Here is a 16209-nt window from a genome sequence, read left to right as displayed (position 1 = left end):
GTAAATAATAAATGCATGATATGATTTTATTGAGTAAAATATCTAGGACTTTAAGTGAATGCTGCAGTTCAAATAAGATTTTAAAGATAGGTAAAGTAGTTATAGCTGTAAATAGTTACAGTCATGTTAATGAAAATAATCTTTATGATTATTTGAGAAACTATAATGAAGACATAACTGATGAATCAACAGAAGTTAAAATTGAAATTGAAAATTTGCCTAATCAAATGGCAATAATTAAAAATATAGAAGGTTACCAATATGAAGATGAAAAGTAGAAATGATATTAGCAATTTGGATGGCATAATTGAAGAGGTTATTTGTGCTACCGTAAAACTATTTTTATAATCAAAAGTTGACAGGAAAACATAAAGCAAATTATACTTATAATGAAAAGATGGTGAAACATATGAAAATATTGCTTATGAAAATTACCTTGAGAGCGTCCTGGGTTCATTCATTGAAAGAAAAAAGAATGGTAGTAAAAAGCATAGTTCAAAAGTTAAAAAATAAGTTTAACGTATCTGTGGCAGAAGTTGATGAACAGGATGTTCATCAAATGATAGTTATAGGAGCTGCAGGAATATGTGGAACTTCTGCACAAGTAGATTCGACAATGGAAAATATCATAACTTTTGTAGAAAACAATACTGACGCGGAAATAATAGATATTCAAAAAGAAGATGTTGAAGGTATGTAAAGCAGTGTTTAAATAAAAAAGTTACAACTATTTTACAATTGTGATAACTTTAAGATACAGCTACAGGATAAAATAGGTGTGAAAGTCAATTACTTAAATAATAAGGGGTGTACATATGAGAAAAAAATTAATTAGTTTACTTTCTGTTTTTATGTTTGTATTTATATTTTTTGGAGTGAGAGCTAGTGCTGCTTCACCGGAATCTATAAGATTAGGTGGACAAGATAGATATGGAACCTGTTCACAAATAGTAAATCAGGGTTGGAAGAGTTCCAACTATGCAGTTATTGTGAATGGATATAACTTTCCAGATGCCTTAAGTGCGGCAACTTTAGCTAAAAAATATAATGCACCAATACTTTTAAATGGCAGTGATAGATTAGAGAATACTACAATTGAGCAAATAAAGAGATTAAGTGTTAAACAAGTTTTTATTGTAGGAGGTACTGGAGTTATAAGCAATGAAGTTGAGGATGAGCTTCATGGGATGAATATATCAACTGAAAGATTTTCTGGACTTAACAGAACTGAGACCTCCGTATCAGTGGCAAATCAAATAGGGACATCTAATGGAATAATCTTAACTACAGATAGTGATTATACTGATGCACTTTCTATAGCTTCTATAGCTGCAAAATTGCAAATGCCAATTATATTAGTACCAAAGGATTCAGTACCAGATTCAGTAAGTCAATTGGTAGAAAATAAAAATATACCGGTAACTTATGTATTAGGTGGACAAGACATAATAAGTGATGCTGTGTCATCTAAGTTCCCAAATGTTAAGAGGATTTCTGGCAGCGATAAATATGAAAGAAATATAAATATAATAAATGCTTTTTCTGATAAATTTGATTTTAGTTCGATTTGTCTGGCTTATTCAGAAGACTTTGCAGATGCACTAAGCGGATCAGCTTTTGCTGCATTAAATTCAAATCCAATAGTTTTGGTAGGAAGCAGTACAGCTCCTGTAACACAATGTTTTATAGAAAATAAAAGCTTTAGTAAGTTATATGTATTTGGTGGTGAAGCTGGGATAACTGGAGACATAGTGGCAACTTTGACAAATGGCAAAACGTCAGATAAGCCTCAACCATCACCTGAGCCACAACCGCAGCCGCAGCCAGCACCAGCTGACCCATCATCTGAGCCAACTACACCAACAGATACTTCTGCTTCCCATTCTGAATTGCAGAAAAATCTTTATAATTATCTTAGTGATGAAGATCATAGACAATCAGTTTTAAGTAGAGCTATTGAACTTCACGGTGGTGACACAAGCAATAACTGTGTATATTTTCAAAGTGAAGCTTTGAGAAGATCAGGGCTTACTGATTTGCCAGAGTGGGTATGTAATACTGTACAATTTACATCACAACTTTTACAAAGAGGGTGGACTAAGTGCGAGGATTTAGCACAACTTCGACCTGGAGATATATGTTTTACAACGAATGGTCCAAGCCATACCTATACTTTTATGAAGTGGTGTGATCCAAAAAGTTATGATTATGCTTATATATGTGATAATCAAGGAAATGAGTATGGAGGAAATGCTTATCATAAGAGAAATGTAGATTTTGCTACATCATTAAAAGATGCTATTGCTTATTTTATGTATGAAAACTAGGTTCATGGTGTTTCTAAGTAAAAAATCGACTTATACTTCGGATAGTTTTTACAATAATTAATTTCCAAATCACCAATTGCAACTAATTAAGTCGCATGCTTGACATGAAAGAAATATTGTGAGAAAATTGCCTTAAATAGTTATATATCATAATTAGAAAAGCAACTATTGACAAAAAAATATAAAAAAGATATAGGTGCATTATTATGCTGAAAAGGGAAGCCAGATGGAAAGTCTGCACGGTCCCGCCGCTGTGAAAAGAGGAGTCCTTATTATATGTCACTGGGAAACTGGGAAGGCTATAGGGATGATGATCTTAAGTCAGAAGACCTGCCTATGTTGTTTTAGGAACCATTAAACTCTACGAGTGATAGGGGGGTGACCTTTGTTATAGTATATTATTTCAGTTATTATAATTTACCCTTCCTAGGTTTCTAGGAAGGGTAAAATCGTTTACGAAAAGATTATTAAAAATTGGACGTCATGTAAGGTGATGAATAAGTAGGTGCTTTTGTGACTAATTTTGTGCAGAATTGATAGTTGGATATTACTGGGGAAAGATGTTCAGCAAATTAAAATCAAAGGGGAAGAATAAAATTATGGAACTAGCTTCATTTAGAAAAATGTATGATAAAAATAGTTTTTTACATTGTTTAGATGGGAGAGTCAAAACGGTTTTGTTTTTAAGTGGTATTATCATTGCTACTTTCCTTTCGCATTGGTATTTGGTAACTTTTTTATGGGGACTATCTTTATTTGGGTATTATACATTACATTTGCCATGGAAAAGGCTTGTAAAAAGATTACTTATACCTTTTGGAATAGCGTGGATTGTATTTATAAGTATGCTTTTTACTAATGGTAGTCATGTTTTAACCTATATCCCATTTGGAAGTTATCATTTAAATATTTATAAAGAAGGACTTGATCTTGGAATTTTACTTATGCTTAGAATAATGGCAGCTGTTACCTTAGCTTGTGTACTATCTTTTTGTACGCCTATGATTGAAATACTCGAAACTCTTAGAATATTTAAAATGCCATCTATAATAGTAGACTTGGCAGATATGATGTATAGGTATATATTTATTATAGAAGAGACGGGAAAAAGTATGAGACACGCTCAGTTGAGTCGTATGGGATATAAGGCTAGTTGGTTTCATCAGGTTAAAGATACTGCAGAAATAGCAGTCTATGTTATAATACAATCTTTAGATCGAAGTATAAGAGTTTATAATGCCATGCTGTCAAGGGGATATAATGAAGATAGTATAGAAGCTAAATTTTTTACATATCCAGTACCTTCTAAGGATTTTGAACTTGGTGTAGTAGGTGTGATTTTATTGGTTGTTCTAATTATTGCAAATGTATTGATTTAAAGGAGAATGTTTATGGAAATTATTGATGTGTCTCAAGTTAGTTATGCTTATGGTGATGGGAGTATGGCGCTTAAAGATATTAATATGAAAATAAAAAGTGGGGAAAAAGTAGCAATACTTGGCCCAAATGGTGCGGGAAAGTCTACGCTTTTTCACCTATTTAATGGAATTTTAAAACCTACATCTGGAACTATCACTGTAAATGGTATGGAAGTATGTAAAAAAAATTTAGTAGAGATTAGGCGCAATGTGGGAATGGTATTTCAGGATTCTGATGACCAGCTTTTTAACCCTACAGTCAGGCAGGAAATTGCCTATGGACTTTTAAACATGGGAGTTAGTGGAAAAAAGTTAGAGAATACTATAGAGTGGGCTTTAAAAACAGTGGGAATGTCAGGGTATGAAGATAAAAGCCCTCACAATTTAAGTGGTGGACAAAAAAAGAGAATTGCACTTGCAAGCGTACTTGCTATGAAACCAAAAGTTATGGTATTGGATGAGCCAACCGCAGCACTTGATCCACGAGGAGTACACAAATTAATTAGGCTTTTGGATTCTATAAATAAAGAACTTGGAATTACTCTAATTTTTGCAACACATGATGTGGATACAGTTCCACTTCTTGCAGATAAAGTTTATCTTCTAGATAAAGGAAAGGTCGTAATGGGAGGAACTACTGAAGAAGTATTTAATCAGAAGGAAGTTATCCGTAAGATTAATTTAAGACTTCCTAGAGTAGCACATTTAATTGAGATTTTAGATAGAGATGGAATTTTAAATGCTGATGATTTGCCACTTACTATTGGACAAGCAAAGGATTTTTTAGAAAAAAATAAGTCTCAAGTGTAATTTTAATTGTAAAAATATTTTTGCGGACAACCTAAGAGTAAAGATTGTCCGTATTTTTGTGCCTTTTAAATTTTAGAAATACTTTTAGAGAATTTACGAGAAAATATAAAGCAGCTTAAAATTTAACTTTTTTGTTATTAATTCAATAGAGTATTAATTTTGAAATTGCACAAAATTTAAATACACAACTAATAAGTACTTCAATAAAAATCTATCAAAATCCTAAAGGGGGAATTAATTATGGCAAGTAGAAGTAATAGAGCATTAGTTCCAGAAGCAAAAGAAGGTCTGGATAGATTTAAAATGGAAGCAGCAAGAGAAGTTGGAGTAGATTTAAAAGATGGATATAATGGTGATATTACAGCAAGAGAAGCTGGATCAGTAGGAGGACAGATGGTAAAAAGAATGATAGAATCCTACGAACAGAATTTAAAGTAGAATAAATATTAAAAAATAGACCGGGCGATTGAAAAATCTCCCGGTTAATTTTTATATGAAATGTTTTGCGGTGGTATAATATATATATTTGAAAAATAGTAATTAATTAAAATTAAATTAAAGGAGGAGATGGGTTTATGCCTGAAAAATATTGGCCTGAAACGGTAGTATTATGGGGAGCTGGTGCTACTAAAAATTTGGGACTTCATCCTACAAGTGAGTTAATACAATTGGTTCTAAAAATCAGTAAAAATGATTTTTCATTTTTGGAAGATAAAGACGAAAAACTAGCAAGCGCTTTTAAAAAATTAGTAACAGAAGATCTAATTAAGGACCCTAAATTGTCAAAAGTCTATGACTTTAAGGCCCTTGAAACTATAATAAGTACAAATACTAAGTTTAATATGCATGAATTATTTACTATGTTAGATCAACTTATTGATAATAACATGGGCTTTAATGCATTTTGTGATGGAAAGAGGAAATTTTTAAGAGTTGAGAGAGTACAGGCAGCTAAAAGATGTCTTATACTTCTTATTGAAGAATTAGAAAGATTAAGTATACAAAAGGTACCGGGATGTATGGATGAAGAAAAAATGGAACCTTATTATCAATTTGGAAAAATTCTTGCTGAGCTTATGGTAGAGGAGGCAAAAACATTTGAAAGCAGAGGGTACAAAATGGATACAAGGAGGTTTTACCTTTATTCCTATGCTATAATATCTTTTAATTGGGATCCTGTAATACTTTGGAACATATTTAATGTGCACAAAGAAGTGAACAGGAATCCTACCTATTTAAAAAATGGATTAAAGCTTCAGCTATATGATGATTTTGGAACTCAAATAGCTTCTGCTGGATTAGACGAAAATGAATGCGAAATACGGTATACTACCAATGAATCCCAGTGCAAGGTTATAAATGATTATAGCTATCCTTCTAGAACAATGAGAATAGGTAAAGTATTATTTCCTCATGGAATGTTTGGATCAAGGATTTGTCCTGAGTGTGGGAAATCTATAGTAACTTTTGCGGAAAAATGGGATAGATTATCTTCAGAAATTTTTGGACCCTCCATCTTAAAACCTTTACAAAAAAATTGGAAGTATAGAACACCTAAGGAAAAGTTAAATAAAAGAGGAGCAATAGAATGTCCTTATTGTGGACAGATAACCTATCCCTATGATATGACACTTATAATACAGAGCCTTTCTAAAAAAAAGAATATACCTGCTTTAGAAGAGTTAAAAACCGAGATGGGACTTCTTATAAAAAATGCAAAGCATATAATTTTTGCTGGATATAGTTTGCCTATAGATGATATTATGGTTAAAACTTTTTTTATGTCATCTATATCGGGAAATGATAAAGAAAAATTGAAATGTACAGTTATAAACTATGATGACAAATATAAAGGGGCTGATTGGCTAAAGGGAGAAAAAATAGATGAGTACATAAGAAAATCTAAAAATAATTCTGTTGTAGAATGCATAAAAAATGTATGTGATATATTTCCTAAAGGAAATGTACGGGTTTATTTGAAAGGAATACCTGATGTATTTATGAAAAACGGAAAATGCAGTAGGGAAAAGGTAATAAATTTACTGTATCCTAAGGAATGTTTTAAAGATGGCTTTCCAATAAAAAGAGATTAAATTCTATATTTATGATTTATATATTGAACTTTTGGTTAAACATGATAAAATTAAATCGTCAGTATTTATTGGAATAAAACTGAACTAAATTTTATAAAGGAGGATCCGTGCTGTATCTACATAAGGCATTTTCTTTTAAATGGCCAAGAACAGCAACGGAAAAAATTATGGAAAGACAAATAAAAAGTCATTCAAAGTTTGGAATTAGACAGATTACTGTAATTGGAATGCTGTCTGGAATTTCTATTGTACTTGGAATTACAGGACTGGGGTTTATACCTATTCCACCGGTGAAAGCCACCATAATGCATGTACCTGTCATAATAGGTTCTATTTTAGAAGGACCTATAGTTGGTGCCTCAGTAGGGCTTATTTTCGGTATATTTAGTGTGATTCAGTCTATAACTGCACCTACACCAGTTTCTTTTGTATTTATGAATCCACTGGTATCAGTTTTACCTAGAGTACTCATAGGTATAATACCTTATTATGTATACAGGTGCTTTAGTATGAAGAAAAAGATTATTCCTATAGGAATAGCTTCAGCAGTAGGCTCATTGATGAATACTATTGGGGTTTTAGGAATGATATATATTATATATCTTGGATCTTATGCAAAGGCTTTGAATATAAGTTCAAGTGCTGCCCAAAAGGGAATTATAGCTGTAGGTGTTACAAATGGTATACCTGAAATGATTTTATGTATACTTATTACAATATCTGTAGTTACTGCAGTTACTAAGATAAAACACAAATAGATGCAATTACGTTTTATCTTAAATTGATAATATAGAAATAAACCCTAAGCTTTTAGCTTAGGGTTTTGATATAGGAGGAAAAGGTGAAAGAAATAACATTTAATAGCATAGAAGGAATGAGAATAGGAAATTCTCAAAAGTTAAATGGACCTACAGGTTGTACTGTACTTGTGTTTGAAGAAGGAGCAAGCGCTGGAGTTGATGTAAGGGGAGGTTCTCCAGGTACAAGGGAAACTGATCTCTTAAATCCCGTAAACTTAGTAGATAAAATTCATGCCGTAGTACTTGCAGGAGGAAGTGCTTTTGGACTTGATGCAGCAGGAGGAGTAATGCAGTACTTAGAAGAGAAGAGTATTGGTTTTGATGTATCAGTTACAAAAGTGCCTATAGTTTGTGGAGCTGTTTTATTTGATTTGAATATAGGAGATTTTAGAGTAAGACCAGATAAGACTATGGGATATGAAGCCTGTAAAAATTCAGAATTGAATTTATGTGAAAATGGAAATGTAGGTGCTGGAGCAGGTGCAACTGTAGGAAAAATACTTGGAAATGAACATGCCATGAAGGGCGGACTTGGAACTTTTGCAATTCAGGTTGGAGAACTTAAGGTAGGAGCTGTAGTTGCAGTTAATTGTCTTGGAGATGTAATAGATAGCAAGAGTCAGAGTATAATTGCAGGAGCCTTAAATGAGGATAAAAAATCTTTTGCAGGCACTGAAAAAGTAATGCTTAAAAGATATTCTGAAAAGAAGAATTTGTTTAGTGGAAATACTACTATTGGGGCTGTGGTAACTAATGGAAATTTCACAAAAACACAAATGAATAAAGTTGCTTCAATGGCACATAATGGCTATGGAAGAGCAATAAGACCTGCCCACTCTATGTTTGATGGAGATACTATTTTTGCTGCGTCATGTGGAAAAATAGAAGCTGATTTAAGTGTAGTTGGATTTTTAGCTGCTGAAGTTATGGAAAAAGCTATTGTAAGAGCTGTAAAAAGTGCAGATTCAATTTTACAATATAAAAGTTATAAAGACCTTTAAGTATGTATAACTACATAAACAGAGTTCTTGCCATCAGATGGAGTTTTGACTCCACCTGATGTTTATTAACAGGATTCTTAGTGCTTCAGCACTTAGAAGGCGTTATCCTTTAGGGAAAATCGTTATCCAGGGACGTAGCTGCTCTTTACTCTTACTTGGAGAAGTAGGAGTATTAGAGCAGGTAGTCATCGGATAAATGTAACTTTATATAGCATTTGTGATAGAATATAATTGTTAAAATGATATAGTGATTTTAAGTAAAAATTAAACTATAACTATAACAGAATGGGAGATGGAATTTAATGGGCAATGATAATGAATTAAATTCAATGAACGAAGTTATGGATCAAATTGATTCATCTATGAAAAATGTGAGAAGTGGAGAAGTAGTAAAAGGTAAAGTAATTTCTGTAACCGATGAACAGGCCATGGTAAATATTGGCTACATAGTTGATGGAGTATTACCTAAAAGTGAATTATGTAAAGATGAAAATGTAAATGTGGATGAAGTTCTAAAAGTTGGGGATGAGATATACGTTTATGTAATTAAAACAAATGATGAAGATGGAAATGTACTGTTGTCAAAAATTAAAGCAGATAGAGAAATATGTTGGGACAGACTTACTGAGGTGCTAAAGGATGACAAAGCATTTGAAATAGTGGTAAAACAAGTAGTAAAGGGTGGAGTAATCGCTGATTTATATGGCCTTAGAGCGTTTATACCAGCTTCACAACTTTCAGTTAAATATGTTAGTGATTTAAACGAATTTTTAGGAAAAACTCTTTTGGTGAAGATAATAGAACTGGATAAAAGTAAATCAAGAATTGTGTTATCTAGGAAAGAAGTAGAAAAACTAGAGTTTGAAAAGAAAAAAGAAAAACTTTGGAGCAGCATATCTAAAGGAGATAAGGTTAAAGGAGTAGTAAGCAGGCTAACTGGATTTGGAGCTTTTATTGATCTAGGTGGTGTAGAAGGGCTTGCACATATTTCAGAACTTTCCTGGAGAAGAATAAAAAATCCTTCTGAAGTAGTATCTGTTGGGGATTGTGTAGAGGTATATGTGCTGAATGCAGATAAAGATAAAAATAGAATATCACTTTCCTTAAAGAATACGAAAAAAAATCCATGGGATAATATGGATGAAAAGTATAACGTAAATGATATAATAGAGGGAACTGTAAGCAAGATTATAAATATAGGTGCATTTGTAGAAATTGAACCAGGAGTAGAAGGACTTGTCCATATTTCAGAAATATCTGAAGAACATATTGCAAAACCATCTGATGTATTAAAAGTAGGAGATAGAGTAAAAGTAAAAATATTAGATATAAATACAAAAGATAGTAGAATATCCCTTAGTATAAAAGATGCAGTGGATAAGCCTAAAGATAATTTTAAACAGTATTTAGATGAAGATGAAAGTGGAGTTACCCTGGGGGATTTACTAAAAGATAAATTAAAAAACATAAAATTTGAATAAAAGTGTTTTCAAAATGATGAAATGATTATATAATTTAAAGACAATATGCAAATTTATTAACACTTTCAAGTAAAGTTTTGCAATATGATTATAATAGTAAAAATTTAGATAGTAAAATATATTTTACAATTCCTGTAAATAAATGAGGATGAAAGTTGGTGCCCATATGGCCTTTGTATTAGCTGATATGATAAATATATCCGAACTTAAAAATTTAATGGAAAGATTTTATTCTATAACTTCAATAGCTTGTTATGTAAAAGATATAAGTGGAGAAATACTTAATATAAATTCACAAAAATACATACATATATTTGATAAATTAGGCGATAACAAAAAAGAAGAATATATATTAAATCAAATTAGAAACGAAAGTAAAATAGGAGTTTTCAAGGGATATGGTAATTTAGTTTACATAGGTATACCAATTACCATAAACGAGGAGCATATTGGCACAATTTTTTTAAACCCTGTTTTTATTGAAAAGTCTGATAAAGATTGTTTTAAAGTTAAATTTGAAGAATCTAACTTTGATGAAAGAAAATATAAGCTTCTAATAAAAAATACACCTGTTATTTCGGAAAGGTACATTGAAAAAATTACCCAGTTTTTTCATTATGGGTTGATACTAGCACAAAAGACGGAAGATGAATTTATCATGGATTTGGATATAAATAAAAAGCTAAATCAAAGTTATGTAGAACTTTTTGGTATATATGAACAATTATGTGCATCAGAACGGCAGCTTAGATCTAAATATGATGGGATAAAAAAATTAGCCTATTATGATCAATTAACTAACTTACCTAATTGGAATCTTTTCAAAAAGGAAGTTGAAAAGAGAATAGAAAAAAAATCAGGGGATAATTTTTCTATATTCCAAATAGACTTGGATAATTTTAAAAATATAAACGATATCTTTGGATATGAGTATGGAGATAAACTGTTAAGAAAAACAGGAGAGGTTTTAGGCCAATTGCATTTGGGGATGGTTGCAAGGATGGGTGGAAGTGAGTTTTTAATTTTAAAAAATGGATATGATAATAAACAGCATTTGGAAAACATAGCTCAGTGTATAATAAATACCATAAGTGGACTTTGGAATATAGATGGAACGGAAACCTTAATATCGGTTACTGTAGGAATAACTGTATATCCTAGGGACGGAGAGGAAGTTGCCACTTTACTTAGGAATGTAGATATAGCGTTAAATAGAACTAAATTGCTAGGTAAAAATTCTTATAAATTGTTTGAAAAATCCATGTACAATGAAATTTTGAAAAAAGTTGAGATGGAAAAAGAGCTGAGAAAGGCAATAAAAAATAATGAATTTATTCTATACTATCAACCTCAAGTGGATATGGAGAATACAAAAGTAGTAGGTTTTGAAGCCTTAATTAGATGGAATAGTCCTAAGTTAGGATGGGTTATGCCTTTAGAATTTATAAATTTGGCAGAGGAAACAGGGCTTATAATACCTATAGGAGAATGGGTTTTAAAAACTGCTTGTTCTCAAAATAAAATGTGGAAGGATAATGGATATTCTTATGACTTTATATCCATAAATGTATCGCCAATACAACTTAAAGATGATAATTTTGTATATACGGTAAAGAAAGTTCTGGAGGAAACTGAATTAAAACCAGAATACTTGGAAATAGAGATAACTGAAAGTGTTATGATGGAGTCTCTTGAAAGTAATCTTAAAGTGATAAATGAACTTAAAAATATGGGAGTAAAAGTTGCACTTGATGATTTTGGAAGTGGATATTCTTCTTTGAACTATTTAAAAAGTATTCCAATAAATACGCTTAAAATTGACAAGACTTTTATAGATGGTATATGCAGTGATTATTATGAAGATATTATAACGGAAGAGATAATAAAACTTGCTCATAGAATGAAATTGGAAGTAGTAGCAGAAGGTGTTGAAGAAGAAAATCAGATTAAATCTTTGAAAGGTAAAAACTGTAACAAAATTCAGGGATATTATTTTGGAAAGCCAATGCCTTCAGAAGATATAAAAGATTTTTTAAAAAAACAGCTTTAATGTAATAAGTACACTCGTATTTATTACATTAAAGCTGGCTTACCTTCTGGTAAGTCAATGATTTAACGTATATTTTTAACTGTTACAAATAGTCCCAACACCAAAATCAGTATTATTCCAAAGTACTTCTATATTTTTTTCTTCATCCAAAAAGGAATAATTTTCTTTAAACCAATTTATCAATTTTTCATCTCTTTCTATGCTTGTGGAGTTTTGTGTAAATATATTTACACATCCATATTGAAAATATTTAAGCAGATACTCTATATCTTTTTTTATCATTTCAGTAGTCTGTCCTTTTATGCCAACTAAAAGGCATATGGACTTAAAATATTTGGCAACTTCAGCTGGACCAGAAAAAACAGCACCTTTACGTAATACCTTATTTCTAAAATTATGGTCAAAGGTTTCGATACCACATTTAAATATTATAGGTACTTTAAAAAAATCATCCATTTCATGAAGCCTGTCTTTGTAAAGCCAGTGGCTTTCAAAAAATAACTTTTTTATGTGTTTTGAAACTACTATAGATTTAATGTATTCTAGTGTTTCAATGGGTAATTCAAAGCAGCTTCCTGAATTTATGATCTCTAGAGTTTTATATTTTCCTGTAACTTTTTTGAGAATGTTCTCATTAAAAAGTATATTTGAATTAATGTCTGTGCTGTTGTCATCTATGTAATCACAAAAACTACAGTGCCCCCATATGCAAGGAGAGGCTTTAAGTAAAACAATCTCCCTGGGATTTTTTTGCGTTACTAAGCTATATCTTATCATATTAAAATCCTCCCTACACTTAGTGCATTTATCTAAAATATGTTCAGTTGTTTTGTTAGAATTTGTTATTTGTTATTCAGTTTAAAGATTTGCGTGTTTATAATACTACAAAATTAGTAAGGATGTAAAGAAGAGTTATTGGCATGGTTAGATATTTACTAATTGTAAGTTTTTGACTGCATTTTAAGTAACATTTATCTAAAAAAATAATTTTTTAGATAAATGTTACTTTTTTATAAATTGAGGGAGGAAAACACAATATATTGTAGAATATATAAAATGAGCTATATAATTACAAAATTTTTACTAAAGGAGTGTATGAAATGAAAAATTTAAAAAAATCTTTACTAAGTAAGACAACGAAGGTAGTAGGTTCATTATCCTTATTTTTGGCAGCAATAGTTATAGTACCAACATCAACAGGTGGTGCTTATCAACCAAAATGTCCTGATGAATTCTTAAAGTAATTACTTAGTTTTTTTACAAATACTGCTGATTAAAAGTTTTCAATCAGCAGATTTGTAAAGTATCATAAAACAAAGGAGGAATTCATACGTATCTTATTATAAGAGAAATAATACTAGATGTTATAGAAGCAGTACTTCTTTTGAAAATTTTTGAGTCATTATGTGACGAAAAAAAATTTATAATACAGAATAAAATTAAAGCAGGATTATTTTGTATATTGTTTACTTTTGTAACTTATTGGAGCACATTTCATGTGTCAGCATCATATCATTCGTTAATTCCTATAATATTTGATATTTTATTACTCTCATTAACTGTAAAAATAAGGATTTTTGATTCTACAATTATAGTATGCTTATTTATTACAATAATTTTTACCACGGAATTTCTTGTTCAGACCATTGAAATGTTTGTGTTTAACATAGATCTGAATCAGATTTTTTTGAATTCTAAATATCTTTGGATTTTTATAATAGTTTCGAAAGTGTTACAAATATTTACTGTATCAATGATCTTTAAATTCAACTTATGTTTTACTAAACTTAAATTATTCGAAAAAGAAGGTCTTATCTTTGATAATTTAATAATTGAATTAGGTGTATTTGCTCTATTTGTATTTTGTATTAATTATGGTATTTTTAATATAGGCAATATTCAAATCTATAATATTATTATTTTTAGTATTTATTTTGTATTTTTAATAGCAAAGTTTAGAAGCTTAAAGGAAAAACAGACCCTTGTAAACATAAATGCTAAGTATAAAGTTCAAGAAAGCCAAATTAAAAATATGGAAGAAATAATTAGTATAATAAGACAGGAAAAACACGATTTTGCCAATCACATAAATGTCATACAAGGGCTATGCATGTTAAATAAACCTAACACTGTTGAAAAAATAAACGACTATGTGTTAAAAATTTCAGATACTGTACATTCTTCTTTTAAGTACTTAGATACAGGAAATGATTACATAGATGGGCTATTGTCTATCAAAAATAACTATGCTATGAAAAATAATATAGATTTTGAAGTGATGATTGATGAACCTTTTGATTTGATAAAAATTAGACAGGATGAGTTGATAAGCATTATAAGTAATCTAGTAGACAATGCTTTTGAGGCATTCCAATCTAAATCATATACGGATTATAAAGAAATAGCTGTAAGTACTTTTAGAGAGCATAAAGATTTTTGCATTGAAGTAGCTGACAATGGGGAGGTTATTTCAGAAAATGCGAAAAAAAAGATTTTTGATAAAGGCTTCTCTACGAAAACTAGCAAAAAAAGTGACCATGGTTTTGGATTATATATTATTAAACAACTAGTTGAAAAAAACGATGGAAGTATATGTGTGGAAAGTAGTCCGGAAATTACTAAATTCACAATAAGATTTAAGATAGAAGGATAGATAAATGGATGAACTTATAGGAGCTATAGTAAAAAAAATTTCTGAAACAAATCCTCAATTTTCTGATTTAGAACTAAAAAAGATGGAGTATGGATTGCTTTGTATTTTTGATGAGATAACAAAGATTATTCCATATTTTATTATATTTTGGCTGTTTTCATTGCATCAGTATTATATAGTTATTCTTATATTTTTTTGCCCAATTAGGATATTTTCAGGAGGGTATCATGCAAAAACCTATTGGGGATGCTTTTTCATTAGTTTTATTGCATTTTTATCTATAATAATTGTTGGAAAATATATTTCATTTAATACATACATATTGTTGATGCTGCAGTTTATTTCCTTTGTACTTATTTGTATTTTTTCTCCTGTAGATAATATTAACAAAAGAATAAAAAGTAAAGAACGTAGAATGAAGCTTAAATATGCTTCTATAATAATTACGTCCTTTTTAATTATATTATCCTACTTTTTACCACATAAGTTTTTTAATACTGCAGTAATATCTATTGTTAGTGCAGCAGTATTTATGATTGTTGGTAAATTTAAATAATTGATAATTTTATTTAGAACTGGTATTTACCAGTTCTTATTTTTTTACTTTTAAATACAATTAGTCAATACTATGGTGGTATTCCCAATAGATTAATATTTATAAGAAATTCCTTCCTTTCTATACTAATTTGAGAGAGGAGGGAATAATATGAGCGAAATTGAAAGAATATTGCAAAAAATAACTGAATTAAGAAAAGAACTAGAGAATTTAATTGAGCAAAAGAAAAATTTGCTCGATCCAGAAGTGATTGTTGCAAGTCAAATGTTGGATTCAATTTTAAATGAATACAATAAAATAATTAAAAACAAAACAGGCAATTAACAAAAGAGAGAGACAAAATGTCTCTCTTATCTATATAAAAGTTAACATACTAGGAAATAATAAAGGGTAACAATTATTAAAACAAAAAAACTATTGACATTATATTTGTTGTGTTTTATAATATATCTTGCAGTTACAAAAAATTCCCTAGTTTTTATAGGTAGAGGAATAAATTAGTACACTTAAGTATATAACCTGTAAATTAATGATTTCTATAGTGTTTTTGCTTTATGGATACTTATTCATATATAAGAAGAAGGAAATCTGTTTAACGTTGGGGTGTAGCCAAGTGGTAAGGCAATGGACTTTGACTCCATCATTCGTAGGTTCAAATCCTGCCATCCCAGCCAATGGTTTACTAGCTCAGTTGGTAGAGCACATGACTTTTAATCATGTTGCCCGGGGTTCGATTCCCCGGTAAGCCACCAATTCAATCGAGGTTGTAGTTTTGTGGTAAAGTTGTAACGTGGAAAAATCCTAATATTTATTTTTTATATATGCAGGTGTGGCGGAATTGGCAGACGCACTAGACTTAGGATCTAGCGCTTTACGGCGTGGGGGTTCGACTCCCTTCACCTGCACCATTGATTTACAAGAAGGTTCAAGTTATATTCAAGTTATAAATGATAAGAATGGCTTGTAAGTTACACACAAGTATAATAAAAGGATTTTATTGCAGGAATTAGACTTATCATC

At 30.4% G+C, this 16209-nt stretch carries 16 protein-coding genes, 3 tRNA genes and 1 riboswitch; of the genes, 18 read left to right on the top strand and 1 reads right to left on the bottom strand.

Annotation, left to right across the window (positions count from 1 at the left end; all coding sequences use genetic code 11):
• The first annotated feature begins 11 nt into the window (after positions 1-11).
• The 11 genes from CLAU_RS04045 to CLAU_RS03995 all read left to right on the top strand — a co-directional run bounded on the left by CLAU_RS04045 (position 12) and on the right by CLAU_RS03995 (position 11980).
• Positions 12-278, top strand: coding sequence for a hypothetical protein (locus CLAU_RS04045; RefSeq protein ID WP_013239501.1), 267 nt, complete (start codon positions 12-14; stop codon positions 276-278).
• Between the two features lie 131 nt (positions 279-409).
• The gene (locus CLAU_RS04040; protein ID WP_013239500.1) at positions 410-700 is read left to right on the top strand and encodes a DUF503 domain-containing protein; all 291 of its coding nucleotides are present in this window, start codon (positions 410-412) and stop codon (positions 698-700) included.
• Between the two features lie 115 nt (positions 701-815).
• Positions 816-2327, top strand: coding sequence for a cell wall-binding repeat-containing protein (locus CLAU_RS19915; RefSeq protein WP_013239499.1), 1512 nt, complete (start codon positions 816-818; stop codon positions 2325-2327).
• A gap of 177 nt (positions 2328-2504) precedes the next feature.
• Positions 2505-2679: riboswitch (cobalamin riboswitch) on the top strand.
• A gap of 247 nt (positions 2680-2926) precedes the next feature.
• Positions 2927-3706 carry a cobalt ECF transporter T component CbiQ gene (gene cbiQ / locus CLAU_RS04030; RefSeq protein ID WP_023161997.1) on the top strand — a complete coding sequence of 260 codons (780 nt, stop codon included), beginning with the start codon at positions 2927-2929 and terminating at the stop codon, positions 3704-3706.
• A 12-nt stretch (positions 3707-3718) separates the two neighbouring features.
• A complete protein-coding gene (locus CLAU_RS04025) occupies positions 3719-4555 on the top strand; it encodes an energy-coupling factor ABC transporter ATP-binding protein (protein WP_023161996.1) in 837 nt (278 codons plus the stop codon).
• Between the two features lie 240 nt (positions 4556-4795).
• Positions 4796-4993 (top strand): alpha/beta-type small acid-soluble spore protein, encoded by a 198-nt coding sequence (locus tag CLAU_RS04020; protein ID WP_013239496.1) that lies wholly within the window; start codon positions 4796-4798, stop codon positions 4991-4993.
• 137 nt (positions 4994-5130) lie between these two features.
• Positions 5131-6648: a hypothetical protein gene (locus CLAU_RS04015; protein ID WP_013239495.1), complete on the top strand. Its 1518-nt coding sequence runs from the start codon at positions 5131-5133 to the stop codon at positions 6646-6648.
• Positions 6649-6815: 167 nt separating this feature from the next.
• Positions 6816-7406: an ECF transporter S component gene (locus CLAU_RS04010; protein ID WP_029170194.1), complete on the top strand. Its 591-nt coding sequence runs from the start codon at positions 6816-6818 to the stop codon at positions 7404-7406.
• A gap of 83 nt (positions 7407-7489) precedes the next feature.
• Positions 7490-8449: a P1 family peptidase gene (locus CLAU_RS04005; protein WP_013239493.1), complete on the top strand. Its 960-nt coding sequence runs from the start codon at positions 7490-7492 to the stop codon at positions 8447-8449.
• Between the two features lie 302 nt (positions 8450-8751).
• Positions 8752-9930: a 30S ribosomal protein S1 gene (rpsA, locus tag CLAU_RS04000; protein ID WP_023161993.1), complete on the top strand. Its 1179-nt coding sequence runs from the start codon at positions 8752-8754 to the stop codon at positions 9928-9930.
• 148 nt (positions 9931-10078) lie between these two features.
• Entirely contained in the window at positions 10079-11980 is a 1902-nt protein-coding gene (locus tag CLAU_RS03995) for an EAL domain-containing protein (RefSeq protein ID WP_029702607.1), read from the top strand.
• A 75-nt stretch (positions 11981-12055) separates the two neighbouring features.
• Here the strand turns inward: CLAU_RS03995 and CLAU_RS03990 are convergent, their stop codons facing one another.
• On the bottom strand, positions 12056-12757 hold the full coding sequence (locus CLAU_RS03990; protein ID WP_013239489.1) for a radical SAM protein: 702 nt from the start codon (positions 12755-12757) through the stop codon (positions 12056-12058).
• Between the two features lie 323 nt (positions 12758-13080).
• Here CLAU_RS03990 and CLAU_RS19905 point away from each other — a divergent pair, with 323 nt between their 5' ends.
• The 7 genes from CLAU_RS19905 (at position 13081) to CLAU_RS03960 (ending at position 16097) form a co-directional block, all read left to right on the top strand.
• Positions 13081-13224 (top strand): cyclic lactone autoinducer peptide, encoded by a 144-nt coding sequence (locus CLAU_RS19905; RefSeq protein WP_023161991.1) that lies wholly within the window; start codon positions 13081-13083, stop codon positions 13222-13224.
• Between the two features lie 140 nt (positions 13225-13364).
• Complete coding sequence (locus CLAU_RS03985) at positions 13365-14633, top strand: sensor histidine kinase (RefSeq protein WP_023161990.1); 1269 nt, start codon at positions 13365-13367, stop codon at positions 14631-14633.
• Between the two features lie 4 nt (positions 14634-14637).
• Positions 14638-15189: an accessory gene regulator B family protein gene (locus tag CLAU_RS03980; protein ID WP_013239486.1), complete on the top strand. Its 552-nt coding sequence runs from the start codon at positions 14638-14640 to the stop codon at positions 15187-15189.
• A gap of 150 nt (positions 15190-15339) precedes the next feature.
• Positions 15340-15513 (top strand): aspartyl-phosphate phosphatase Spo0E family protein, encoded by a 174-nt coding sequence (locus CLAU_RS03975; protein WP_013239485.1) that lies wholly within the window; start codon positions 15340-15342, stop codon positions 15511-15513.
• Between the two features lie 275 nt (positions 15514-15788).
• A tRNA-Gln gene (locus CLAU_RS03970) sits at positions 15789-15863 on the top strand.
• Between the two features lie 2 nt (positions 15864-15865).
• Positions 15866-15941, top strand: a tRNA-Lys gene (locus CLAU_RS03965).
• 71 nt (positions 15942-16012) lie between these two features.
• A tRNA-Leu gene (locus CLAU_RS03960) sits at positions 16013-16097 on the top strand.
• Positions 16098-16209 lie beyond the last annotated feature (112 nt).

Origin of the sequence: Clostridium autoethanogenum DSM 10061, from assembly GCF_001484725.1 — a bacterium.
In the GTDB taxonomy this organism is placed as follows: Bacteria; Bacillota; Clostridia; order Clostridiales; family Clostridiaceae; genus Clostridium_B; species Clostridium_B ljungdahlii.
This window is presented reverse-complemented; position numbering and strand designations above follow the sequence as displayed.